The organism is Aeromonas sp. QDB20 (assembly GCF_027707805.1).
Taxonomy (GTDB): Bacteria; Pseudomonadota; Gammaproteobacteria; order Enterobacterales; family Aeromonadaceae; genus Aeromonas; species Aeromonas dhakensis.
Genome location: NZ_JAPCJC010000007.1, coordinates 19,698 through 41,805, shown reverse-complemented (window position 1 = coordinate 41,805; position 22,108 = coordinate 19,698). Strand labels below are relative to the sequence as shown.

Here is a 22,108-nt window from a genome sequence, read left to right as displayed (position 1 = left end):
TGGGACTGTGTGATGAAGAAGTAGTGGGCGTTCAGCTCAGCAGCACTTCTTTGACGAAGCGGCTGCCGAAGTAGGCCAGGGTCAGAATGAAGCTGCCGATCAGGCTCAGGGTGATCACCTTGCGACCACGCCAGCCACGGGTATGGTGGCCCCACAGCAGCAGCACGTAGACGCACCAGGCCAGGATCGAGAGGATGGCCTTGTGGGATTTGCCCTGGGCGAACATGTCTTCGAGGAAGAAGAGGCCGGAGGCAATGGAGAGGGTCAGCAACAGGACGCCGGCCGAGATGAGCTGGAACAGCCGCTTCTCGACCGTCATCAGGGGCGGCATGGCCGGCAGCTGGCTGATCTTGCGCGTCTTCAGTTGCCGGTCCAGACAGGCGAGCTGCAGCGCAAACAGGCAGGCGATCATCAATACCGAGTAGGCCATCAGCGCGAGGCCGATATGCAGCAGCAGCTGGGGATGGGCCTCCAGGTGGGTGATATAGCGACCGGGAATGAGGGCGCTGGCGGCCAGCAACAGGGCCGAGAAGCTGTAGACCACCGGCAGCAGGATCCAGCCGTTGAAGCGGCGGGTGACGCAGGTCATGAAGCAGCTGATGATGAGACTGACCAGCGAGGCCACGTTGAGCATGCTCAGATTCTGCCCTGAGTGGGTTACCAGCACCTCGCCGGAGAGGGCGGCGCCATGGGCGATCAGGGCCAGTCCGATGCAGGCAAACAGGGGGGCTTGTCCCACTGGTTTGGCACTGAGCAGCAGGTGCAGAGAGGCGATGATGGCCAGCAGATAGAACGCCAGGGCCAGAACAGAGATCACGATCATAACCGGGTCGTTGTCGAGCAAGCGATTGGGAACAGGAAGGGCAGTATACCTTGCACAAGATGTGCTCGCCAGTTGTGCTGCCGCCGATCTGCCCATATATAGGCAGCATGTTGGGCCAGCCGCACAGGGCTGACCTCAGCCGAGTGCGGCGAATAATCGTCCTCATCGTGCGAGTGAGGTATAATGCCTCCCATTTGTTACGCCAAGAACCGGAATGCGTCATGTTTGAGAATTTGACTGAACGACTCTCGCGCACCCTGCGCAACGTCAGCGGCCGTGGCCGCCTGACCGAAGAGAACATCAAGGATACCTTGCGCGAAGTTCGCATGGCGCTGCTCGAGGCGGACGTCGCCCTGCCGGTGGTGCGTGACTTCGTCGCGCGCGTCAAGGAGCGGGCGGTGGGCCAGGAAGTGGCCAAGTCCCTGAGCCCGGGCCAGGCCTTCATCAAGATTGTGCACGGCGAACTGGTCTCCGTGATGGGGGAGGCCAACGAGCAGCTCAATCTGGCGGCCCAGCCGCCGGCCATCATCCTGATGGCGGGTCTGCAGGGTGCCGGTAAGACCACCACGGTCGGCAAACTGGCCAAGCTGCTCAAGGAACGCAACAAGAAGAAGGTGCTGGTGGTCAGTGCGGACGTCTACCGCCCGGCGGCCATCAAGCAGCTGGAGACCCTGGCCGGCGACATCGGCGTCGACTTCTTCCCGAGCGATGCCAGCCAGAAGCCGGTGGACATCGCCAACGCGGCCATCGATCAGGCACGCAAGAAGTTCTATGACGTGGTGATCGTCGATACCGCCGGTCGTCTGCACGTCGATGGCGAGATGATGGAGGAGATCAAACACCTTCACGCCACCATCAAGCCGGTGGAGACCCTGTTCGTGGTCGACGCCATGACGGGTCAGGATGCCGCCAACACCGCCAAGGCGTTCAACGAGGCGCTGCCGCTCACCGGCGTGATCCTCACCAAGGCGGACGGCGATGCCCGTGGCGGTGCCGCCCTGTCGGTGCGCCACATCACCGGCAAGCCGGTCAAGTTCATCGGTATGGGCGAGAAGACCGACGCGCTGGAGCCGTTCCACCCGGATCGTCTCGCCTCCCGCATCCTCGGCATGGGCGATGTGCTCTCTCTCATCGAGGAGGTGGAGCGCACCGTCGATAAAGAGAAGGCAGCCAAGCTGGCCAGCAAGGTCAAGAGTGGCAAGGGCTTCGATCTGGAAGACTTCCGCGAGCAGCTGGCCCAGATGCGCAACATGGGCGGCATGATGGGGATGCTCGACAAGCTGCCCGGCATGTCCGGCCTGCCGGACAACGTCAAGGATCAGATGGATGACAAGCTCACCGTGCGGATGGAGGCCATCATCAGCTCCATGACACCCAAGGAGCGTGCCCATCCCGACCTCATCAAGGGCTCCCGCAAGCGCCGTATCGCCGCGGGCTCCGGCATGCAGGTGCAGGACGTCAACAAGCTGCTCAAGCAGTTCACCGAGATGCAGCGCATGATGAAGAAGATGTCCGGCAAGGGTGGCATGCGCAAGATGATGAGCCAGATGAAGAACATGCTGCCTCCCGGCTTCGGTGGCGGCCGCGGTCCGTTCTGATTATTCGGGCTGACGTTGAGTGCGAGGGTCTGCCAGCGGCAGGCCCTTTTCATTGCGGCTCTGCGCAAAAAATGGCTGGCTTGGTTGCAATTATTACGAATCCAAGTAGAATTATGCGGCTTATTTTAAGCTAGGGTCCGCGTGTTTGCGGGCCTTGTTCATTAGATGTTAATGAGGACGATATGGTAACCATTCGTTTACAACGTGGTGGCGCGAAAAAGCGTCCGTTCTACCAGGTAGTAGTTGCTGACAGCCGTAACGCCCGCGACGGTCGTTTCATTGAGCGCGTTGGTTTCTTCAACCCGGTTGCTTCTGGTAACGCTGAAAAGCTGAACCTGGACCTGGCTCGTATCGAGCATTGGGTTGCTACTGGTGCCGCTGTTTCTGACCGCGTTGCCAAGCTGATCAAAGACGCTGCCAAAGCTGCTTAATCAGCCAAACGGTAAGGAGTTAAGGTGGAAAAACCTGTAGTTCTGGGCACCCTGGGTACCGTTTACGGCATCAAGGGCTGGCTTAAAGTGAACTCCTTCACCGATGTTGCCGAAGCGATTTTCGATTACAACCCCTGGCTGATCAATCAGAACGGGGTGTGGCGTGAAATTCAGGTTTCATCCTGGAAGCGTCACAACAAGGGTCTGATCTGCAAACTCGATGGTATCGACGTGCGCGAGGATGCCCTGGCATTGACCAATGTCGAGATTGGCGTAGCCGCCGATCTGTTGCCTGCGTTGCCTGAGGGCGAGTTCTACTGGCGTGACCTGATTGGTTGCTCGGTAGTGACCACCAAGGGATACGACATGGGCAAGGTGACCGAATTGATGGAAACCGGCTCCAACGATGTGTTGGTGGTTGAGGCCAATGTAAAAGATGCCTTTGGTGCGAAGGAGCGGTTGATTCCGTTCCTGGAAGAGCAGGTGATCAAGAATATTGATCTGACTGCTCGAACAATCGAAGTTGATTGGGATCCTGGTTTCTAGTTTCCCGCGCTAACACGGGTGCCGGAGGTTTCTTATGTGGATTGGGGTGATTAGCCTCTTCCCTGAAATGTTCCGAGCCATTACCGAGCACGGGGTAACGGGTCGGGCCGTCAAGAGTGGCCTGCTGCAGATTGAGTGCTGGAACCCCCGGGACTTTACCCACGACAAACACCGTACGGTCGATGATCGTCCTTATGGTGGTGGGCCCGGCATGCTAATGATGGTTCAGCCGCTGCGTGACGCGATTCATGCAGCCAAGCAAGCGGCGGGAGACGGGGCGAAAGTCATCTATCTCTCTCCTCAGGGACGCAAGCTGACTCAAGCGGGCGTGACCGAGTTGGCGACGAATCAGAAACTGATTCTGGTAGCCGGTCGATACGAAGGTATCGATGAACGCGTGATACAAACCGAAGTCGACGAAGAGTGGTCTATCGGGGATTACGTGTTAAGTGGTGGCGAGTTGCCTGCCATGACCCTGATCGATGCGGTTTCGCGTCTGGTCCCAGGGGTTTTGGGTGATCAGGCCAGTGCCGAGCAGGACTCCTTTACGGACGGTCTGCTGGATCATCCCCACTATACTCGGCCGGAGGTGTTGGATGGGCTGGCGGTGCCCGAGGCGCTGACAAGCGGCAATCACGAAGTGATTCGACGCTGGCGTCTCAAGCAATCGCTCGGACGAACCTGGCAAAGAAGGCCGGAACTTATTAACAACCTAGCTCTGACTGACGAGCAAGAATCACTTCTTGCCGAGTATGTCCGCGAAGTGCGTGACAGCGTTAAGTAGAGTTTTCAGTTTATCCTAGGTAAGGAAAGACAATGAGCAAGATTATTCAGCAGCTTGAACAAGAGCAAATGCGTACCGACATCCCGGCTTTTGCCCAGGGCGACACCGTACGTGTTCAAGTTCGTGTTAAAGAAGGTGGTAAAGAGCGTCTGCAGGCTTTCGAAGGCATCGTGATTGCCAAGCGTAACCGCGGTCTGCACTCTGCTTTCACCGTTCGCAAGATCTCCAACGGCGAAGGTGTTGAGCGTGTATTCCAGACTCACTCTCCGCTGATCCACAGTGTAGAACTGAAGCGTCGTGGTGATGTTCGCCGCGCCAAACTGTACTACCTGCGCAACCTGTCCGGTAAAGCTGCTCGTATCAAAGAGAAGCTCAACTAATTCGATTCGAATTGGTGTCGATATGTCGGCGAAATGCTCGACAGGTAGTGAAAAGGCTCGCCAATGGCGAGCCTTTTTTGTATCCACTTTCGGGTGTGCCGGCTCAACCTGGCTGGCTGACCCGCACCACTGAGTTGTCTCGCCCGAAGGGGCCGGGTACGTAGTCATCCGCCGCCCAGTCGTTGTCGTAGCGGGTCTCCCCGTTCGGCTGAACCAGCTGATAGCAGTATTCGAAATGGCTGGGGCCATCGGTCGGCAGGTTGAGGGTGGTCTTGAACTCACCGCTCTTCATCCGCTTGAGCTCGATGGGTTGCCACTGGCTGAACTCTCCCAGCAACAACACCTGCTCGGCCTCTCCCGCGGCCTCTCTTTCCACCGCAAAGGTCACCTTGACCTCGGGGCGGGACTTGAGAAATTGCTTGTTGATCGGCATGACGCCTCCTTGTCCTGATTGCGAAAAATAGCGACTGTCTATTTTTATATCACTTTATGACAAGGATGTTGATAACAGAGATCAAGCGGGCAGGGCAAAGTGGCGCTGCAGCAGGCCGTGGGTGAAACCTATCTTGAGGTAAAAACCGCGGGGCAGGGTCAGGATCGGCTGGCCATTGCGACCGATGGCCCGGGTCAGCGCCTTGTTGTTGGCCGCCTTGGGACGCAGTTGCAGCACCTGGCCGTGGCGGGCGCTGATCTGCTCCACCTCTCCCAGCACTATCATGTCCATCAGCTCTTCCCAGTCCTGGCGCAGCAGCATCTCCTCCTCTTCATTCGGACTCCACAGCAGCGGCATGCCGATCCGGCGCTCGCCGATGGGGATCTCTCGGCTGCCCTCCACCGGGATCCAGAGCACGCGGGAGAGCTTGTTGCGCACGTTGGACTCCTCCCAGTGCTGGCCGCTGACACCGATCAGCGGTGCCACGCAGACGAAGGTGGTTTCCAGCGGCTTGCCCTGAGGATCGATGGGGATCGTCTTGAGCTCGATGCCGAGATCCGGGAAGTCCTGCTCCGGCTTGCTGCCGGCGCTCGCTCCCAGCTGCCACTCGATTAGCTGGCCGACCCAGCCCTTGTCCCGACGCAGATCCGCCGGCACGGCGATGTTGGCGTCGGCGGCCAGCTGGGCCAGGGTGAAGCCGGCCATGGCGTAGGCGCGGGCCAGCAGTTCCTGTTCGGAGCGGGGGTTGGCGGGCATGAGTGACTCCTGCAAAGAGGGATTATTCTAGCAACTCTGATCCTCCCTGAGGATCGCTGTTTTTATAACCGATCCTGGCAGGGGTATGCACAGGGGGAGCAGTTTTGTGTGTAAGTGTTTATCGTAATGATTTTAAAGGAATTTGTCTCCAATTTATCGATGGGCGTAGCGCTGGATCCTGCCTTGAAATAGTTGTCCAAGGGTTTGCTCGCGCTGTTTCACACAGTTATCCACAGAAATCTTGGATAACTGCTTAAAAGTAGGAATAGTCACCCTGTTGTTACAAAAAAATGTGAAACGGCACCGATTTTTGCGGCGATATCGGGGCAGATAGTGTGCCACTCCTGTGGATAAAATAGCCGTGGTGGATCTTTGAACAGTCGAACTTGTTCACAATCCGGATCCCGGATCGCCGGCGGTAAAAGACATGGATCTTGATCCAGCATTCTTTGTTTAACACCATGTATTTAAATACATATTTTGTTTTATATTGCATCCTGTATGCTGTGGGGCAGTTTGGAGCAGATAAATAAAACTACTGTATATACCCGCTTGCTCACAGGCTTATGCACAGTCTGGGTGGGCAAATTGTAGGATCTGATCCTTTAATTTGTTTATAAGTTTGCTTGAAATCGAAAGTTATTCATGAATGGGGGATTGCAGTCCTTGTTTGCTGCCACGAGGTGAATGTGGAACAATCCCCTTATAGATTCAGCCTTTATAAGGTGATCACGTGATAGATGGCGATGGGTTTCGTCCCAATGTCGGAATCGTGATCTGTAACCGTGACGGACAAGTATTGTGGGCCAAGCGTTATGGGCAGCACTCCTGGCAGTTTCCGCAGGGAGGAGTTGATGACGGTGAGACGCCAGAGCAGGCCATGTATCGTGAGCTGTATGAGGAGATAGGCCTCAAGCCCGAGGATGTGACCATCATGGCGACCAGTCGCAACTGGTTGAAGTATCGCTTGCCAAAACGCCTCGTTCGTTGGGACAGTTCACCGGTCTGTATTGGCCAAAAACAAAAATGGTTCCTGCTGCAGCTGGATCCGGGCAGGGAGTCCAGGATCCAGTTCGGTTGTCATGGTCATCCGGAGTTTGATGACTGGCGTTGGGTCAGCTTCTGGTACCCGGTGCGTCAGGTGGTTTCCTTCAAGCGGGAAGTCTATCGCCGGGTGATGAAGGAGTTTGCCCCGCTGGCGATGCCGGTGCCGGCAGTGCAGGTCAACAAGAAGGATGGGCGGCGTAATCGCGCCCGCTAAGGAGCACAGATTAGTTGTTAACGGAACTCAGACGCATCGTCGAAAGCATGGCCGAAGCCAATACCCTCGAGCTGGCCTTGCAGGCATTGGTCAGCCAGACCCGGCTGGCCATGTCGGTGGACTGCTGTTCCGTTTACGTCTCCGAACCTGAAATGCGCCGCTACCGGCTGGCTGCGACCGACGGTCTGGCCGAGTCGGCGGTGGGCAAGGCCACTCTGCCGTTCGAGCAGGGTATCGTCGGCCTGGTAGGTCAACGCGAAGAGCTGATCAACCTGGCCGATGCCCCCTCCCACCCCAGTTTCAAATTCCTGCCCGATGTGGCCGAAGAGGCGTTTCGCTCCTTCCTCGGCGCTCCCATCATGCATCAGCGCCAGGTGGTGGGCATTCTGGTGGTGCAGCAGAAGGAGAGCCGCCTCTTCGATGAGGGGGAGGAGTCCTTCATGGTCACCCTGGCGGCCCAGCTGGCGGCGCGAATCGCCCAGGCTCAGGCCAAGGGGTGGCTGCAGAAGACCGACTGGAGCAAGCCGCTGCGCGGCATTGCCGGGGCCAGCGGCATCGCCATGGCCAAGGCCTGGGTGTGGCGGCCACGCAAGGAGCTGCGCTCCATCACCCCGCGCAAGGATGAGGATCACGCCAGCCAGCTGGCGCGGCTGAACGTGGCGGTGGAAGAGGTGCGCCACGACCTGGAGAGTCTGGCCCTGCGTTTTCGCGAGAGTTACAGCCAGGACTCGGTGGCGATCTTCGATATCTACCTGCATCTGCTGGACGATCCCGGCTACATCAAGCCGATCCGCAACAAGGTGAGCAAGGAGCACTGGACGGCGGTCTCGGCGGTCAAGCTCATCAGCGATCGTCTCATCGAGCAGTTCAAGGGGATGAAGGATCCCTATCTGCAGGAGCGCTCCACCGATGTGAAGGACATCGCTCAGCGGCTCATCAGTCGGCTGGTGCAAAACGAGCCCGAGCACATCGCCATCGGCGAGCCGGTGGTGCTGGTTGCCGATGAGGTGACGGCCACCATCCTCGCCGAGGTGCCCCGCGAGTTCCTGACCGGGGTGGTGTCCCTCAAGGGGGGCACCAACTCCCACGCCGCCATCCTGGCCCGCGCCATGGGGGTGGCGGCCATCATGGGGGTGGATCTGCCGCTCGGCGACATCGGTGGTCGCATGTTGGTGGTCGATGGCTACAGCGGCGATCTCTTCATCGAGCCCAATCAGGTGATCCTGACCGAGTATCGTCAGCTGCTGAGCGAAGAGCGGGCGCTCGATACCCTGGTGCGCAGCGTCGACAACCAGCCCTCCGAGACTGCCGATGGCGTGCCTGTCTCTCTGCTGCTCAACGCCGGCCTCAGCGCCGACACCGAGATCTCTCTCAATCAGCTGGCGGACGGGGTCGGCCTCTATCGCACCGAGATCCCCTTCATGCTGCAGGACAGCTTCCCCTCCGAGTGGGAGCAGACCGCCCGCTATCGCGGCATTCTGGAGACCTATCGCAACCGGCCGGTCTGCATGCGGACCCTGGATGTGGGGGGTGACAAGCAGTTGCCCTATTTCCCCATCGTCGAGGAAAATCCCTTCCTTGGCTGGCGGGGGATCCGGCTCACCCTGGATCACCCCGAACTGTTCCTGGTGCAGCTCAAGGCAATGCTGCGGGCCAGCGAAGGGCTGGACAATCTGGCCATCATGCTGCCGATGATCAGCAGCGTCAGTGAAATCAAGGCCTCTCGCCGCCTGCTGGATCAGGCCTGGCGCGAAGTGTCGGAAGAGGCGGCCAGCCGTGAGGCGGTGATCCGCTACCCGAGCCTCGGGGTGATGATCGAGGTGCCTTCCGCCCTCTACATCCTGCCCGAGATGGCGCCGCTCATCGACTTCTGGTCGGTGGGCAGCAACGACCTGACCCAGTACCTGCTGGCGGTGGATCGCAACAACGCCCGGGTCGCCAACATCTACGACGCCTTCCATCCGGCGGTGATCCGTGCCCTGCAGCTGCTGGTCGATGCCTCCCGTCGCTACCAAAAACCGGTCTCGGTCTGTGGCGAGCTGGCCGGTGATCCGGTCGGGGTGTTGCTGCTGCTGGCCATGGGCTATCGTCGCTTCAGCATGAACACCCACAACATCGCACGCATCAAGTACGTACTGCGCCAGGCCAACCTGAGCGAGCTGACTGTGCTGCTGACCGACGGCCTCAAGCACGACAATCCCCATGTGCTGCGCGGCCTGTTTGCCCGCTATCTGGAAGAGCACGGTCTGGGCGGTTTGCTGCGTGCCGGTCACAAAACGAAACAGTCTGATTGATAATCATGCCTTGTCCCTGCTGACGAATGATCGGAAAATGCGGCTTTTCTTATGACTGGGGCCGCTTATGCAGCACGATGGATATTGGGTTTTCTCGCAGATTGATCCCGTAGCATTCAGTTTGGGACCACTATCGGTACGCTGGTATGGTCTCATGTACCTGTTTGGCTTCGCCTTTGCCATGTGGCTGGCGGGGCGTCGCGCCGATGCGCCGAACAGCGGCTGGACCCGCAACGAGGTGTCCGACCTGCTGTTTTACGGCTTCCTCGGGGTGATCCTGGGTGGTCGGGTCGGTTACGTGCTGTTCTACAACTTCGACATGTTCCTGGCCGATCCTCTCTACCTGTTCAAGATCTGGACCGGTGGCATGTCGTTCCACGGCGGCCTGATCGGGGTCATCACCGCCATGGTCTGGTTTGCCCACAAGACCAAGCGCCACTTCTTTACCGTGGCCGATTTCGTGGCACCGCTCATTCCGTTTGGCCTCGGCGTCGGCCGCATCGGCAACTTCCTCAACGGCGAGCTGTGGGGTCGGGTCACCGATGTGCCCTGGGCCATCATCTTCCCGGAGGCGGGCCCCGAGCCGCGCCACCCCTCCCAGCTCTACCAGTTCGCACTGGAAGGGGTGGTACTGTTCATCATCCTCAACCTGTTCTGGCGCAAGAACCCGCCGCGCGGCGCCATCTCCGGCATGTTCCTGCTGTTCTACGGCCTGTTCCGCTTCCTGGTGGAATTCGTACGCCAGCCTGACAGCCAGCTGGGGCTCTACTTCAACGAGATCAGCATGGGCCAGATCCTCTCTACTCCGATGATCCTCATCGGTGCCCTGATGATCTGGGCCGCCTACAAGCGCCCGCAGCTGTTCGGCAACGCCGTGAAGGAGGCAAAACAATGAGAGCCTATCTCGACCTGATGCAGAAGATCCTGGATGAGGGGACCGTCAAGTCCGACCGTACCGGCACCGGCACCGTCTCCCTGTTCGGCCATCAGATGCGCTTCAACCTGGCCGAAGGCTTCCCGCTGGTGACCACCAAGAAGTGCCACCTGCGCTCCATCATTCACGAGCTGCTCTGGTTCCTCAACGGCGACACCAATACCGCCTATCTGAAAGAAAATGGTGTCAGTATCTGGGACGAGTGGGCCGACGAGAACGGCGATCTTGGCCCGGTCTACGGCGCCCAGTGGCGCTCCTGGCCGGCGGCTGACGGGTCTGTCATCGACCAGATCCAGAAGGCGGTGGACGACATCAAGCACAACCCGGATTCCCGTCGCATCATCGTCTCCGCCTGGAACGTGGGCGAGCTGGACAAGATGGCGCTGGCTCCCTGCCACGCCTTCTTCCAGTTCTACGTGGCGGACGGCAAACTCTCCTGCCAGCTCTACCAGCGCAGCTGTGACGTCTTCCTCGGCCTGCCGTTCAACATCGCCAGCTATGCTTTGCTGACCCACATGATGGCCCAGCAGTGCGACCTGGAGGTGGGGGACTTCGTCTGGACCGGTGGTGACGTGCACCTCTACTCCAACCACATGGAGCAGACCGCGCTGCAGCTCTCCCGCGAGCCGCGCCCGCTGCCGACCCTGCTGATCAAACGCAAGCCGGACTCCATCTTCGACTACCGGTTCGAGGATTTCGAGATCGAGGGTTACGACCCCCATCCCGGCATCAAGGCGCCCGTCGCCATCTGATGTGAAAGGCGCCCATGAGGCGCCTTTTTTATGCATAAAAACCACAGAATATTCATTCTTATGGGGGAGTTTCGAGTGATATCCGCCCGAGAAAAAACCTGCTTATAGCAGGCATGTTTGATTTTGCCTTCGGTTTTTTCGTTGTATTTCGCAGTAAGAAACGATTTTTCACGGATTGTTATCGGATATAGACTCAAATCAAAGTAAGACTGTGGATATTTTAACCATGAGCGACGTAATCAAGAAGTTCCTCAAACTGGAGGCCGCCTCCGGAATAATTCTGATCATGGCAGCCATGCTGGCCATGATTCTGGCCAACAGCGGCCTGGCCGGCAGCTATCAGGCTTTCCTCGATACCCAGGTGCAGGTGCGCATTGCCGCCCTCGACATCAACAAGCCGCTGCTGCTCTGGATCAACGACGGCTTCATGGCTGTCTTCTTCCTGCTGGTCGGCCTCGAGGTGAAGCGCGAGATGCTGGAGGGGGCCCTCTCTTCCCGGGTGCAGGCCACCTTCCCGGCCATCGCGGCGGTGGGCGGCATGCTGGCGCCAGCCCTGATCTATGCCTTCTTCAACTACTCGGACGAAGTGGCGCGTGCCGGCTGGGCCATTCCCGCCGCCACCGACATCGCCTTTGCCCTCGGGGTGATGGCGCTGCTGGGCAAGCGGGTGCCGGTGAGTCTCAAGGTGTTTCTGCTGGCGCTGGCCATCATGGATGACCTGGGGGTCATCATCATCATCGCGCTGTTCTACACCCAGCAGTTGTCGCTGACGGCGCTGGCGATCGGCATCCTGGCGACCCTGACCCTGCTGTGGATGAATCGCCGCGGCGAGGATCGGATCAGCCTCTACATGCTGGTCGGGCTGGTGCTCTGGGTGGCGGTGCTGAAGTCGGGCGTCCATGCGACCCTGGCCGGCGTGGTGGTGGGCTTCATGATCCCGCTCAACGGCAAGCGTTATGAGTCGCCACTCAAGCATCTGGAGCATGCCCTGCACCCCTGGAGTGCCTACCTGATCCTGCCGCTGTTCGCCTTTGCCAACGCCGGGGTGTCGCTGGAGGGGATAGGTCTCTCCTCCCTGCTGAGCCCGGTGCCCATGGGCATCATGCTGGGGCTGTTCATCGGCAAGCCGCTCGGGGTGTTCACCATCAGCTGGCTGTCGGTCAAGCTGGGCATTGCCCAACTGCCACCTGGGGTCAACTTCAGACAGATCTTTGCGGTCAGCATTCTGTGCGGCATCGGCTTTACCATGTCGATGTTCATTGCCTCGCTGGCCTTCGAGCACGGCGGATTGGATTACGGCAGCTACTCTCGCCTCGGGATCCTGGTGGGATCCACCCTGGCGGCGATCGTCGGTTATCTCGCCCTGCGCATGGCGCTCCCGAACCGGGAGGCCGATCAAAGCACGGAGGGGTTATGAAAAGAGTAGGATGGTGGGCCATGCTGGCGCTGAGCCAGGCGGCCTGGGCCGGCAGTCTGCAGGATTGCCAGCAGGATGCAGCCTCGGCCAGCTGCTCGGCCTACCTCAGCGGCGTGGTCGACAGCGCCCTGCTGCTGGGGGACAAGCAGGCCAAGGCGCAGTTTGGTGAGACCTTCGCCGAGCGGGCACTGAGCAGCCGGGCCGGCGAGCGGGTCAAGCAGTCCAACAAGCGCTACTGCGGGGAACGGATGCCGGATCCGGTCAGCCTCAAGGCCCACCTGCAGGAGCAGTTCGGCGCGAACAAGGTTGACTCGATCAGCGACATGTATGACATTCTGGCGGCTGAACTCAGTTGCTACCGGAGCCCGCGCCAGGCGGGAACCCCATCGGATGTCACACCTTAACTACAACCATCTCTATTATTTTTGGATGACCCAGAAGAAGGGCTCCGTCACGCAAGCGGCGGAAGCCCTCTTCTTGACGCCGCAGACCGTCACCGGCCAGATCAAGCTGCTGGAGCAGCGCCTCGGCGGCAAATTGCTGATAAGAAAGGGGCGCTCCCTGGAGGCTACCGAGCTGGGCCAGCTGGTATTCCGCTATGCCGACAAGATGTTCAGCCTCTCCTACGAGATGCTGGATATCGTCAACTACCGCAAGGAGAGCCAGATCCTGTTCGACGTCGGCATCGCCGACGCCCTCTCCAAACGCCTAGCCAGCCGGGTGCTGCTCTCCGTCATCCCCAATGATGGCTCCATCCATCTGCGCTGCTTCGAATCGACCCACGAGTTGTTGCTGGAGCAGCTGAGCGAACACAAGCTCGACATGATCCTCTCCGACTGCCCGGTGGACTCCAGCCAGCACGCCGGCCTGCTCTCCAAGCGACTTGGTGGTTGCGGGGTCAGCTTCTTCTGCAAGGCGCCGCTGCCATCGCTGCCGTTTCCCGCCTGTCTGGAGGAGCGCAAGCTGCTGATCCCCGGCCGGCGTACCGCCATGGGTCGTCAGCTGACCCAGTGGTTCGAGCAGCAGGGGGTCTCCCCCAGCATTCTCGGCGAGTTTGACGATGCGGCCCTGATGAAGGCGTTCGGCTTCTTCAACCAGGGCATCTTCATGGCACCCACCATCTACCGGGAGGAGATCCTGGAAGGGGAGGGGGTGATGCTGCTGGGCGAGACCCAGGATCTGATGGAGGAGTACTACGTCATCTTCGCCGAGCGGATGATCCAGCACCCGGCGGTAAAACGGGTGTGCGAGAGTGATTTCTCCTTCCTGTTTGCCGGCCAGGAGGACTTTGCCATGATTCAACCGGCAACCCTGTCATTTTAAATTGACGGGCCACAGAGTATGATTCTTGCCTCGAACGAGAGGGAATGAGATGCAACTGGAAGAGATGGAGGCCAATGCGAGCCGGGCGGTGGCACTGCTCAAGGCGCTGGCCAATGAACGGCGGCTGTTTATCCTGTGTCAGCTGCTGGAGCGGGAGCTGTCGGTGGGGGAGCTCAACGAGCGGCTTGGTCTGAGTCAGTCGGCGTTGTCACAACACCTGGCCGTGCTGCGGCGGGATGAACTGGTGGAGACGCGCAAGGAGGCCCAGACGGTCTACTATTCGCTGCGCAGCTACGAGGTGCGCGAGATGATAGGGTTGCTGCACAAGTTGTACTGCAGCGAACAGAAATAAAAAACCGGCACAAAGGCCGGTTTTTTCAGCTTTATCAGCAGACGCTGATTAAGCCATAGCTTTGATCTGGGCAGACAGGCGGCTCTTGTGACGAGCAGCTTTGTTCTTGTGGATCAGGCCTTTGGTCGCCATACGATCCATGATCGGCTGAGCAACAGCGAAAGCGGCAGTCGCAGCAGCCTTGTCGCCGGAGGCGATGGCAGCGATGACTTTCTTCAGGTAGGTACGGGTCATGGAACGACGGCTGGCGTTGTGCTGACGACGTTTCTCTGACTGAAGAGCGCGCTTCTTAGCAGATTTGATGTTAGCCAAGGTAAAACTCCTAAAACTGTCTTAGCGAGTGTATTGAAAAGGCCCGGAAATATGCCTTCTCAACCACATATTGTCAAATGATTTGTGCAAATAAACACCGCCCCCCGGTGGTGTGTCAGGTGGGAGACGGTTAAACTGTCGGCCGATTCTATCAGCATTCTTTTCATTCCGACAGTTCCAGAGGCCTCGTCTTGAGTAAGAAATTGATCAAATCCGGCATGATAGTGTCCGGAATGACGTTGGCGTCCCGCGTGATGGGCTTGGTTCGCGATGTGGTCATCGCCAATCTGCTTGGCGCCGGGGTGGCCGCAGACGTCTTCTTCTTTGCCAACCGCATTCCCAACTTTCTGCGCCGCCTGTTCGCCGAAGGTGCCTTCAACCAGGCCTTTGTTCCCGTGATGACGGAGTACAAGAAAAAGGGCGACGAGAGCGAAGTGCGCGAGTTGCTGGCTGCGGTGGCGGGCACCCTGGGGGGGATCGTTACCGTGGTCACCCTGCTCGGGGTGCTGGGGTCAGGCGTGCTGACCGCCCTGTTTGGTTGGGGCTGGTTCTGGGACTGGCTGCACGGCGGGCCGGCGGCCGAGAAGTTCGAGATGGCCAGCCTGATGCTCAAGATCACCTTCCCCTACCTCTGGTTCATCACCTTCACCGCCATGGCGGGGGCCATTCTCAACACCTTCGGTCGCTTCGGGGTCTCCTCCTTTACCCCTATCTTTCTCAACATCACCATGATTGCCGCCGCCTGGTGGATTTCACCCTGGCTCGACAACCCCGAGCTGGCGCTGGCCATCGGTGTCTTCCTCGGCGGTCTGGTGCAGTTCCTGTTCCAGTTCCCCTTCCTGCGCCAGCTCAACATGCTGGTGTGGCCCAAGTGGGGTTGGCACCACCCGGGGGTGGTGAAGATCCGTACCCTGATGATCCCGGCCCTGTTCGGGGTCTCGGTCAGCCAGATCAACCTGCTGGTCAACACCATGCTCGCCTCCTTCCTGGCGACCGGTGCCATCAGCTACCTCTATTACTCGGATCGGCTGCTGGAGTTCCCGCTCGGCATGTTCGGCGTCGCCATCAGCACCGTCATTCTGCCGGCGCTGGCCAAGAAGCACGTGGATGCCGACCCGGCCGACTTCTCCCGTACCATGGACTGGGGGGTGCGGATGGTGATGCTGCTCGGCCTGCCGGCCATGGTGGGCATCGCCGTGCTGCGCGAGCCCATCCTGCGGGTGCTGTTCATGCGCGGCGAGTTCGGCCTGCACGAAGTGAGCATGTCGAGCGCCAGTTTGCTGGCATCGACCACGGGCTTGCTGTCGCTGATGCTGATCAAGGTGCTGGCGCCGGGCTACTACGCCCGCCAGGATACCCGCACGCCGGTGCGGATCGGGATGATCTCGATGGCGGCCAACATGGTCTGCAACCTGCTCTTCATCTATCCGCTCGGCTACGTGGGGCTGGCCCTCTCGACCGCCTGCTCGGGCACGCTGAACGCGGCTTTGCTGTTCAGGGGGCTCCATCAGCAGAGCGTCTACCGCCCGTCCCGTCACACCGGGGTATTCTGTCTCAAACTGCTGACCGCCAGCCTGCTGATGGGGGGCGTGCTCTTGTACCTCTCGCCGGATCTGGCCCAGTGGGGCGCCTGGCACATGAGCAAGGCGACCATGCAGCTGGCCATGCTGCTGGTCGTGGGGGGGGCCATCTATGCCGGTGTCCTGCTGGCGCTTGGGATCCGGCCAAGAGATCTGAGAGCGGGGCGGGACGACTGAGTCAGCCCCTGCGGCGAGATAGCCCCGCCTGAACCTGTTGTCGGGGCGGAGCGGCTGAAATCGGGTCAGCAACAGGGCTGACCCGGCGTGCCGCCTGATATATAATCCGGCGATTTTCATAGCAGCAAAGCACAAGGCACTGATGGAGCTTATCCGCGGTATTCACAATATCAAGCCCCGTCACCGGGGGTGTGTATTGACCATTGGCAACTTTGATGGGGTCCATCAGGGTCATCATGCCGTGCTGGCTCGCTTGCAGGAAAAGGCCGCCCAGCTCGGCCTGCCGGCCTGCGTCATGCTGTTCGAACCCCAGCCGCTGGAGCTGTTTGCCGGCGCTGCGGCGCCGGCCCGCCTCAGCCGCCTGCGGGAGAAGTACGAGGCGCTCAAGGGGATGCAGATCGATCGCATGCTCTGCGTGCGCTTCAACCACCGCTTTGCCGAGCAGTCCGCCACCACCTTCATCGAGCAGCTGCTGGTGGAGAAACTCGGCGTGCACTATCTGGTGGTCGGCGACGATTTTCGCTTCGGCAAGGGGCGGGAAGGGGACTTCCACCTGCTGGAGGAGGCCGGCCGGCGCTTCGGCTTCGAGGTGATCAGCACCCAGAGCTTCCAGTTGTCCCGTCAGCGGGTGAGTAGCACGCTGGTGCGCGAGGCCCTCGCGGCTGGCCGGATGGCGGAGGTGGAGCTGATGCTCGGCCGTCCCTATACCATCAGCGGTCGGGTGGCTCACGGTGAAAAGCTGGGCCGCACCATAGGTTTTCCCACCGCCAATCTGGCCCTCAAGCGTCAGGTGATCCCGGTCGGTGGCGTGTTCGCGGTGGAAGTGATATGTTCCGGCAAGACCTTCCCCGGTGTCGCCAATGTGGGTGTACGGCCGACCTTGAGCGGTACACAAGCCAGATTGGAAGTACATCTATTTGATTTTTCTGGCGACCTTTATGGTCAACAGGTCAAGGTGCTGCTTCGCCACAAGCTGCGCGAAGAGCAGAAGTTTGCCTCTTTCACCGCCTTGAAAGAGCAGATCGAACGAGATGCCCTGGCGGCCCGAGCCTGGTTCGGGCTGCCACAATTTCATTTACCCAGCACTCTTTTAGAAAAGAAGGGAACCCAGGACTGATGAGCGACTATAAACACACCCTGAATCTTCCGGAAACCGAGTTTCCGATGCGTGGCGATCTGGCCAAACGCGAACCCAACATGCTGAAACGTTGGTACGATCAGGATCTTTACGGCGCCATTCGCCGCGCCAAAGCGGGCAAGCCTTCGTTCATTCTGCACGATGGCCCCCCCTATGCGAACGGCAGCATTCACATCGGTCACTCGGTCAACAAGATCCTCAAAGACATCATCATCAAGTCCAAGGGCCTCTCCGGCTTCGACTCCCCCTATGTGCCAGGCTGGGACTGCCACGGTCTGCCCATCGAGCTGAAAGTGGAAGGCATGGTCGGCAAGCCGGGCGAGAAGGTTTCCGCCGCCGAGTTCCGCGCCGAGTGCCGCAAATACGCCAAGACCCAGATCGAAGCGCAGAAGACCGACTTCATCCGTCTGGGCGTGCTGGGTGACTGGGAACACCCCTACCTGACCATGGATTTTGGCACCGAAGCCAACATCATCCGCTCCATGGCCAAGATCGTTGAAAACGGCCACCTGCACAAAGGCTCCAAGCCGGTGCACTGGTGTACCGATTGCGGCTCCGCGCTGGCTGAAGCCGAGGTGGAGTACTACGACAAGAACTCCCCCTCCATCGACGTGCGCTTCAAGGCCGTCGACGAGGCTGCCGTGGCCGCCAAGTTTGACTGCGCCGAAGGCCACACCGGCAAGGGACCCCTCTCTGCCGTGATCTGGACCACCACCCCGTGGACCCTGCCGGCCAACCGCGCCATCGCCATGCACGCCGATCTCGACTATGCGCTGGTGCAGGTCGAGAGTGACAATCCCGAGCGTCTGATCCTGGCCGCCGAGCTGGTGAAGGACGTGATGGATCGCGCCGGCATCGAGCACTTCCACAACCTGGGCTACGCCAAGGGCGCGGCGCTCGAGCTGCTGCGCTTCAACCACCCCTTCTACAGCTTCGACGTGCCTGTGGTGCTGGGTGATCACGTCACCCTGGACGCCGGTACCGGTGCGGTGCACACCGCCCCTGGCCACGGTCAGGAAGACTTCGTGGTCGGTCAGAAGTACGGTCTGGAAGTGGCCAACCCGGTTGGCAGCAACGGCGTCTATCTGCCGGATACCGAACTGTTTGCCGGCCAGCACGTGTTCAAGGCCAATGCGGCCGTGGTCGAGGTGCTGACCGAGCGTGGCGCCCTGCTGCACCACAAGGTGTTCAACCACTCCTACCCGCACTGCTGGCGTCACAAGACCCCGATCATCTTCCGTGCCACCCCCCAGTGGTTCATCAGCATGGAGCAGAAGGGTCTGCGCAAGCGCGCCCTGGAAGAGATCGAGCGTATCGAGACTCAGGGCATCGCCGAACACGGCCAGAGCGGTTGGGTCCCGGCCTGGGGCAAGAATCGCATCCAGGCGATGGTCGAGAACCGTCCTGACTGGTGCATCTCCCGTCAGCGTACCTGGGGCGTGCCCATCTCCCTGTTCGTCCACAAGGATACCCAGGCGCTGCACCCGGATTCCGTGCGCCTGATGGAAGAGGTGGCCAAGCGGGTCGAGCAGTCCGGCATCCAGGCCTGGTGGGATCTGGACAAGGCCGAGCTGCTGGGCGCGGACGCCGACAACTACGAGAAAGTGCCCGATACCCTGGACGTCTGGTTTGACTCCGGCTCTACCCACGCCTCCGTGGTCGACGCCCGTCCCGAGTTCAACGGCAAGCCGGCCGACATGTATCTGGAAGGCTCTGACCAGCACCGTGGCTGGTTCATGTCCTCCCTGATGATCGGCGTTGCCATGAAGGACAAGGCCCCCTACAACCAGGTGCTGACTCACGGCTTCACCGTGGACGGTCAGGGCCGCAAGATGTCCAAGTCCATCGGCAACGTGGTGAGCCCGCAGGACGTGATGAACAAGCTGGGTGCCGACATCCTGCGTCTGTGGGTCGCCAGCACCGACTACACCGGCGAGATGACCGTCTCCGACGAGATCCTCAAGCGCTCCGCCGACGCCTATCGTCGTATTCGCAACACCGCCCGCTTCCTGCTGGCCAACCTGAACGGCTTCAATCCGGCGACCGACATGGTGGCACCGGCCGACATGGTAGTGGTGGATCGTTGGGCCGTAGGCCGTGCCAAGGCGGTACAGGCCGAGATCATGGCCGCGTTCGACGAGTACAACTTCCACGGCGTGACCCAGAAGCTGATGCAGTTCTGCTCCATCGAGATGGGCTCCTTCTATCTGGACGTCATCAAGGATCGTCAGTACACCGCCAAGGCCGACAGCCTGGCCCGTCGCTCCTGCCAGACCGCCCTCTATCACATCGCCGAAGCCATGGTGCGCTGGATGGCGCCCATCATGAGTTTCACCGCCGACGAGATCTGGGCCCTGCTGCCGGGCGAGCGCGGCGAGTTCGTGTTCACCGAGGAGTGGTACGACGGCCTGTTCGGGCTGGAAGCGGGCGAAGTGCTGAACGACGAGTTCTGGGCCGAGATCCTCACCGTGCGCGGTGAAGTGAACAAGGCGCTGGAAGTGGCCCGTGGCGAGAAGCGCATCGGCGGTTCTCTGCAGGCCGAGCTGACTCTGTTCGCCAAGCCTGAGCTGGCTGCGCGTCTGAACGCCCTGGCCGATGAGCTGCGCTTCGTGCTGCTCACCTCCAAGGCCAAGGTGGTCAGCGTCGATGCCGCACCGGCTGAGGCCGTGGCAACCGAGCGCGATGACCTGTGGCTGAGCGTGGCCCAGTCTGCCGCCGCCAAGTGCGACCGCTGCTGGCACCATGTGGAAGACGTGGGCACCATCGCGGGCCACGAAGAGATCTGTGGCCGCTGCGTCACCAACGTCGAGGGTGACGGCGAAACTCGTCAATTTGCCTGATGAACATGACTCAACATAAAAGCGGCCTGCGTTGGCTGTGGCTGGCGGTGCTGGCCTTCGTACTGGACCAGGCGAGCAAGCTCGCCGTGGTCAAGCTGCTGCCGTTTGGCTATCCGGGGGTGGAGATCACCCCCTTCTTCAACCTGGTCCACGTCTACAACAAGGGGGCTGCTTTCAGCTTCCTGGCGGATCAAGGCGGCTGGCAGCGCTGGTTCTTCGCCGTGCTGGCGTTCGCCATCTGCGGCCTGCTGATCCACTGGCTGCGCAAGCAATCCGTCACCCAGCGCTGGAGCGGCATCGCCTACTCGCTGATCATCGGCGGGGCGCTCGGCAACGTGTTTGACCGGCTGGTGCTGGGTCATGTGGTCGACTTCCTCGACTTCTACTGGCAGCGCGCCCATTGGCCGGCGTTCAATCTGGCCGACAGCTTCATCTTCATCGGTGCCGCCATGATCGTGCTGGACGGCTTGCGTGGCGAGAAAAAACAGGACGCAAACTCATGAGTCAGCTGATTGCTGCGGACAGCAGCGTACTGTTCCATTTCGCCATCAAGCTGGAAGACGGCTCGGTGGCCGACAGCACGGCGCTGCACGGCAAGCCGGCCCGTCTGCGGATGGGCGACGGCAGTCTGACGCCGAGCTTCGAGCAGTGCCTGCTGGGGCTGCGCGAAGGGGAGAGCAAGAGCTTCACCCTGGCGCCGGAAGAGGCCTTTGGCCTCTCCAACCCCGACAACATCTACCATCTGGACCGCGCCAAGTTCGGCGCCGATGTGGAGCCGAAAGTCGGCACCATCATACTGTTCGACCAGCCCAACGGCAGCGAGCTGCCGGGTATCGTCCGGGCGGTGGCAGGGATGTCGGTGACGGTCGATTTCAACCACCCCTTGGCCGGTCACACCGTCACCTTCGAGGTGGAGATCCTGGGGGTTGATGACGAGGAGAAGGTGCTCTGATGGATATCCTGCTCGCAAATCCCCGCGGCTTCTGTGCCGGTGTCGACCGCGCCATCAGCATCGTCGAGAGTGCGCTGGAGAAGTTCGGTGCCCCCATCTATGTCCGTCATGAAGTGGTGCACAACCGCTACGTGGTGAACAAGCTCAAGGAGGCGGGCGCCGTCTTCGTCGAGGAGCTGGATGAGGTGCCGGACGACAGCATCGTCATCTTCTCCGCCCACGGCGTCTCCAAGGCGGTACGCGAGATGGCCAAGTCCCGCGCGCTCAAGGTGTTCGATGCCACCTGTCCGCTGGTGACCAAGGTGCACATGGAGGTCCATCGCGCCAGCCGCAAGGGCTCCGAAGCCGTGCTCATCGGCCACGCCGGCCACCCTGAGGTGATCGGTACCATGGGGCAGTACGAGAATCGCGAGGGCGGCATGTATCTGGTGGAGACGCCGGCAGACGTGGCCAAACTCAAGGTGAAGAACCCGGACGATCTCTGCTTCGTGACCCAGACCACCCTCAGCGTGGATGAGACCTCGGACGTGATCGATGCATTGCGGGCTCACTTCCCCAAGATCCAGGGGCCGCGCAAGGATGACATCTGCTACGCCACCCAGAACCGCCAGGATGCGGTGCGGGAGATGGCCGGGCTGGTGGACGCCATGCTGGTGGTGGGGTCGCGCAACTCCTCCAACTCCAACCGCTTGCGGGAGCTGGCCGAGAAGGTGGGCGCCAAGGCCTACCTCATCGACGACGCCTCCATGATCGAGGCCGGTTGGCTGGCGGGAGTCAAGGCGATCGGTGTCACCGCCGGTGCCTCCGCGCCCGAGGTGCTGGTGCAGTCCGTCATCACCCGTCTGCGCGAGCTGGGCGGCAAGGTGGTGGCCGAACACCCCGGTCGTGAAGAGAACGTGGTGTTTGAAGTGCCGCCGGAACTGCGCATCCTGTGAGCGATGCGTCCCCTGCGGGACTACACCGTCTCTGATTGAGCCACCTCCAGCGAGGTGGCTTTTTCATGGGTGATTCTTATGGCTCTTGTT

At 60.4% G+C, this 22,108-nt stretch carries 23 protein-coding genes; 19 read left to right on the top strand and 4 right to left on the bottom strand.

The window, feature by feature from the left end; translation table 11 throughout:
- Positions 1 to 31: 31 nt before the first annotated feature.
- Positions 32 to 823 (bottom strand): cytochrome C assembly family protein, encoded by a 792-nt coding sequence (locus tag PG897_RS11030; protein ID WP_005308690.1) that lies wholly within the window; start codon positions 821 to 823, stop codon positions 32 to 34.
- 221 nt (positions 824 to 1,044) lie between these two features.
- Between PG897_RS11030 and ffh the strand changes: the two genes are divergently transcribed.
- The 5 genes from ffh to rplS all read left to right on the top strand — a co-directional run bounded on the left by ffh (position 1,045) and on the right by rplS (position 4,562).
- Positions 1,045 to 2,421, top strand: coding sequence for a signal recognition particle protein (gene ffh / locus PG897_RS11025; RefSeq protein WP_005308693.1), 1,377 nt, complete (start codon positions 1,045 to 1,047; stop codon positions 2,419 to 2,421).
- 182 nt (positions 2,422 to 2,603) lie between these two features.
- Positions 2,604 to 2,852, top strand: coding sequence for a 30S ribosomal protein S16 (gene rpsP, locus PG897_RS11020; RefSeq protein ID WP_005308695.1), 249 nt, complete (start codon positions 2,604 to 2,606; stop codon positions 2,850 to 2,852).
- A gap of 24 nt (positions 2,853 to 2,876) precedes the next feature.
- Positions 2,877 to 3,398, top strand: a complete 522-nt coding sequence (rimM, locus tag PG897_RS11015) for a ribosome maturation factor RimM (protein ID WP_005308697.1) — start codon at positions 2,877 to 2,879, stop codon at positions 3,396 to 3,398.
- Positions 3,399 to 3,432: 34 nt separating this feature from the next.
- Positions 3,433 to 4,182 carry a tRNA (guanosine(37)-N1)-methyltransferase TrmD gene (trmD, locus tag PG897_RS11010; protein WP_005308699.1) on the top strand — a complete coding sequence of 250 codons (750 nt, stop codon included), beginning with the start codon at positions 3,433 to 3,435 and terminating at the stop codon, positions 4,180 to 4,182.
- A 32-nt stretch (positions 4,183 to 4,214) separates the two neighbouring features.
- A complete protein-coding gene (gene rplS, locus PG897_RS11005; protein ID WP_005308701.1) occupies positions 4,215 to 4,562 on the top strand; it encodes a 50S ribosomal protein L19 in 348 nt (115 codons plus the stop codon).
- Positions 4,563 to 4,665: 103 nt separating this feature from the next.
- Here the strand turns inward: rplS and PG897_RS11000 are convergent, their stop codons facing one another.
- Together PG897_RS11000 and mutH are read right to left on the bottom strand one after the other, a co-directional pair.
- Positions 4,666 to 4,995, bottom strand: coding sequence for an isoamylase early set domain-containing protein (locus PG897_RS11000; RefSeq protein ID WP_005308703.1), 330 nt, complete (start codon positions 4,993 to 4,995; stop codon positions 4,666 to 4,668).
- Between the two features lie 81 nt (positions 4,996 to 5,076).
- A complete protein-coding gene (mutH, locus tag PG897_RS10995; protein ID WP_201881980.1) occupies positions 5,077 to 5,751 on the bottom strand; it encodes a DNA mismatch repair endonuclease MutH in 675 nt (224 codons plus the stop codon).
- Positions 5,752 to 6,484: 733 nt separating this feature from the next.
- Between mutH and rppH the strand changes: the two genes are divergently transcribed.
- The 8 genes from rppH to PG897_RS10955 all read left to right on the top strand — a co-directional run bounded on the left by rppH (position 6,485) and on the right by PG897_RS10955 (position 14,084).
- Entirely contained in the window at positions 6,485 to 7,012 is a 528-nt protein-coding gene (rppH, locus tag PG897_RS10990) for an RNA pyrophosphohydrolase (protein WP_005308708.1), read from the top strand.
- Between the two features lie 14 nt (positions 7,013 to 7,026).
- The gene (gene ptsP, locus PG897_RS10985; protein ID WP_043169270.1) at positions 7,027 to 9,306 is read left to right on the top strand and encodes a phosphoenolpyruvate--protein phosphotransferase; all 2,280 of its coding nucleotides are present in this window, start codon (positions 7,027 to 7,029) and stop codon (positions 9,304 to 9,306) included.
- Positions 9,307 to 9,373: 67 nt separating this feature from the next.
- A complete protein-coding gene (gene lgt / locus PG897_RS10980; RefSeq protein WP_017765294.1) occupies positions 9,374 to 10,201 on the top strand; it encodes a prolipoprotein diacylglyceryl transferase in 828 nt (275 codons plus the stop codon).
- Complete coding sequence (gene thyA, locus PG897_RS10975) at positions 10,198 to 10,992, top strand: thymidylate synthase (protein ID WP_042008720.1); 795 nt, start codon at positions 10,198 to 10,200, stop codon at positions 10,990 to 10,992. The genes lgt and thyA overlap by 4 nt, the downstream gene beginning before the upstream one ends.
- A 226-nt stretch (positions 10,993 to 11,218) precedes the next feature.
- The gene (gene nhaA, locus PG897_RS10970) at positions 11,219 to 12,409 is read left to right on the top strand and encodes a Na+/H+ antiporter NhaA (RefSeq protein ID WP_005308714.1); all 1,191 of its coding nucleotides are present in this window, start codon (positions 11,219 to 11,221) and stop codon (positions 12,407 to 12,409) included.
- A 20-nt stretch (positions 12,410 to 12,429) separates the two neighbouring features.
- Positions 12,430 to 12,813: a hypothetical protein gene (locus PG897_RS10965; protein ID WP_005308716.1), complete on the top strand. Its 384-nt coding sequence runs from the start codon at positions 12,430 to 12,432 to the stop codon at positions 12,811 to 12,813.
- The gene (nhaR, locus tag PG897_RS10960) at positions 12,800 to 13,732 is read left to right on the top strand and encodes a transcriptional activator NhaR (protein ID WP_005308802.1); all 933 of its coding nucleotides are present in this window, start codon (positions 12,800 to 12,802) and stop codon (positions 13,730 to 13,732) included. Before PG897_RS10965 ends, nhaR begins: the two co-directional genes overlap by 14 nt.
- Positions 13,733 to 13,781: 49 nt before the next feature.
- Entirely contained in the window at positions 13,782 to 14,084 is a 303-nt protein-coding gene (locus tag PG897_RS10955) for an ArsR/SmtB family transcription factor (RefSeq protein WP_005308804.1), read from the top strand.
- Between the two features lie 48 nt (positions 14,085 to 14,132).
- Here PG897_RS10955 and rpsT read toward each other — a convergent pair whose 3' ends face one another.
- Positions 14,133 to 14,396: a 30S ribosomal protein S20 gene (gene rpsT, locus PG897_RS10950; protein ID WP_005308808.1), complete on the bottom strand. Its 264-nt coding sequence runs from the start codon at positions 14,394 to 14,396 to the stop codon at positions 14,133 to 14,135.
- A gap of 191 nt (positions 14,397 to 14,587) precedes the next feature.
- On the opposite strand from rpsT, the gene murJ reads away from it, so the two are divergent.
- The 6 genes from murJ (at position 14,588) to ispH (ending at position 22,018) form a co-directional block, all read left to right on the top strand.
- Positions 14,588 to 16,153, top strand: a complete 1,566-nt coding sequence (murJ, locus tag PG897_RS10945; protein ID WP_010635140.1) for a murein biosynthesis integral membrane protein MurJ — start codon at positions 14,588 to 14,590, stop codon at positions 16,151 to 16,153.
- Positions 16,154 to 16,295: 142 nt separating this feature from the next.
- Positions 16,296 to 17,270 carry a bifunctional riboflavin kinase/FAD synthetase gene (gene ribF, locus PG897_RS10940; protein WP_005308812.1) on the top strand — a complete coding sequence of 325 codons (975 nt, stop codon included), beginning with the start codon at positions 16,296 to 16,298 and terminating at the stop codon, positions 17,268 to 17,270.
- Entirely contained in the window at positions 17,270 to 20,131 is a 2,862-nt protein-coding gene (gene ileS, locus PG897_RS10935) for an isoleucine--tRNA ligase (RefSeq protein ID WP_043169261.1), read from the top strand. Before ribF ends, ileS begins: the two co-directional genes overlap by 1 nt.
- Positions 20,131 to 20,634 (top strand): signal peptidase II, encoded by a 504-nt coding sequence (lspA, locus tag PG897_RS10930; RefSeq protein ID WP_017763995.1) that lies wholly within the window; start codon positions 20,131 to 20,133, stop codon positions 20,632 to 20,634. Before ileS ends, lspA begins: the two co-directional genes overlap by 1 nt.
- The gene (gene fkpB, locus PG897_RS10925) at positions 20,631 to 21,083 is read left to right on the top strand and encodes an FKBP-type peptidyl-prolyl cis-trans isomerase (protein WP_043169257.1); all 453 of its coding nucleotides are present in this window, start codon (positions 20,631 to 20,633) and stop codon (positions 21,081 to 21,083) included. Before lspA ends, fkpB begins: the two co-directional genes overlap by 4 nt.
- Positions 21,083 to 22,018, top strand: coding sequence for a 4-hydroxy-3-methylbut-2-enyl diphosphate reductase (gene ispH / locus PG897_RS10920; protein ID WP_024942017.1), 936 nt, complete (start codon positions 21,083 to 21,085; stop codon positions 22,016 to 22,018). Before fkpB ends, ispH begins: the two co-directional genes overlap by 1 nt.
- Positions 22,019 to 22,108 lie beyond the last annotated feature (90 nt).

What these genes read in the sequence shown, in the direction of transcription:
- PG897_RS10965 (WP_005308716.1), top strand. Translation starts at nt 12,430, where the DNA reads ATGCTGGCGCTGAGCCAGGCGGCCTGGGCCGGCAGTCTGCAGGATTGC.
- ileS (WP_043169261.1), top strand. Translation starts at nt 17,270, where the DNA reads ATGAGCGACTATAAACACACCCTGAATCTTCCGGAAACCGAGTTTCCG.
- ispH (WP_024942017.1), top strand. Translation starts at nt 21,083, where the DNA reads ATGGATATCCTGCTCGCAAATCCCCGCGGCTTCTGTGCCGGTGTCGAC.
- lgt (WP_017765294.1), top strand. Translation starts at nt 9,374, where the DNA reads ATGCAGCACGATGGATATTGGGTTTTCTCGCAGATTGATCCCGTAGCA.
- nhaA (WP_005308714.1), top strand. Translation starts at nt 11,219, where the DNA reads ATGAGCGACGTAATCAAGAAGTTCCTCAAACTGGAGGCCGCCTCCGGA.
- trmD (WP_005308699.1), top strand. Translation starts at nt 3,433, where the DNA reads ATGTGGATTGGGGTGATTAGCCTCTTCCCTGAAATGTTCCGAGCCATT.
- rplS (WP_005308701.1), top strand. Translation starts at nt 4,215, where the DNA reads ATGAGCAAGATTATTCAGCAGCTTGAACAAGAGCAAATGCGTACCGAC.
- nhaR (WP_005308802.1), top strand. Translation starts at nt 12,800, where the DNA reads ATGTCACACCTTAACTACAACCATCTCTATTATTTTTGGATGACCCAG.
- fkpB (WP_043169257.1), top strand. Translation starts at nt 20,631, where the DNA reads ATGAGTCAGCTGATTGCTGCGGACAGCAGCGTACTGTTCCATTTCGCC.
- mutH (WP_201881980.1), bottom strand. Translation starts at nt 5,751, where the DNA reads ATGCCCGCCAACCCCCGCTCCGAACAGGAACTGCTGGCCCGCGCCTAC.
- rpsP (WP_005308695.1), top strand. Translation starts at nt 2,604, where the DNA reads ATGGTAACCATTCGTTTACAACGTGGTGGCGCGAAAAAGCGTCCGTTC.
- ffh (WP_005308693.1), top strand. Translation starts at nt 1,045, where the DNA reads ATGTTTGAGAATTTGACTGAACGACTCTCGCGCACCCTGCGCAACGTC.
- ribF (WP_005308812.1), top strand. Translation starts at nt 16,296, where the DNA reads ATGGAGCTTATCCGCGGTATTCACAATATCAAGCCCCGTCACCGGGGG.
- PG897_RS11030 (WP_005308690.1), bottom strand. Translation starts at nt 823, where the DNA reads ATGATCGTGATCTCTGTTCTGGCCCTGGCGTTCTATCTGCTGGCCATC.
- thyA (WP_042008720.1), top strand. Translation starts at nt 10,198, where the DNA reads ATGAGAGCCTATCTCGACCTGATGCAGAAGATCCTGGATGAGGGGACC.
- PG897_RS11000 (WP_005308703.1), bottom strand. Translation starts at nt 4,995, where the DNA reads ATGCCGATCAACAAGCAATTTCTCAAGTCCCGCCCCGAGGTCAAGGTG.
- PG897_RS10955 (WP_005308804.1), top strand. Translation starts at nt 13,782, where the DNA reads ATGCAACTGGAAGAGATGGAGGCCAATGCGAGCCGGGCGGTGGCACTG.
- lspA (WP_017763995.1), top strand. Translation starts at nt 20,131, where the DNA reads ATGAACATGACTCAACATAAAAGCGGCCTGCGTTGGCTGTGGCTGGCG.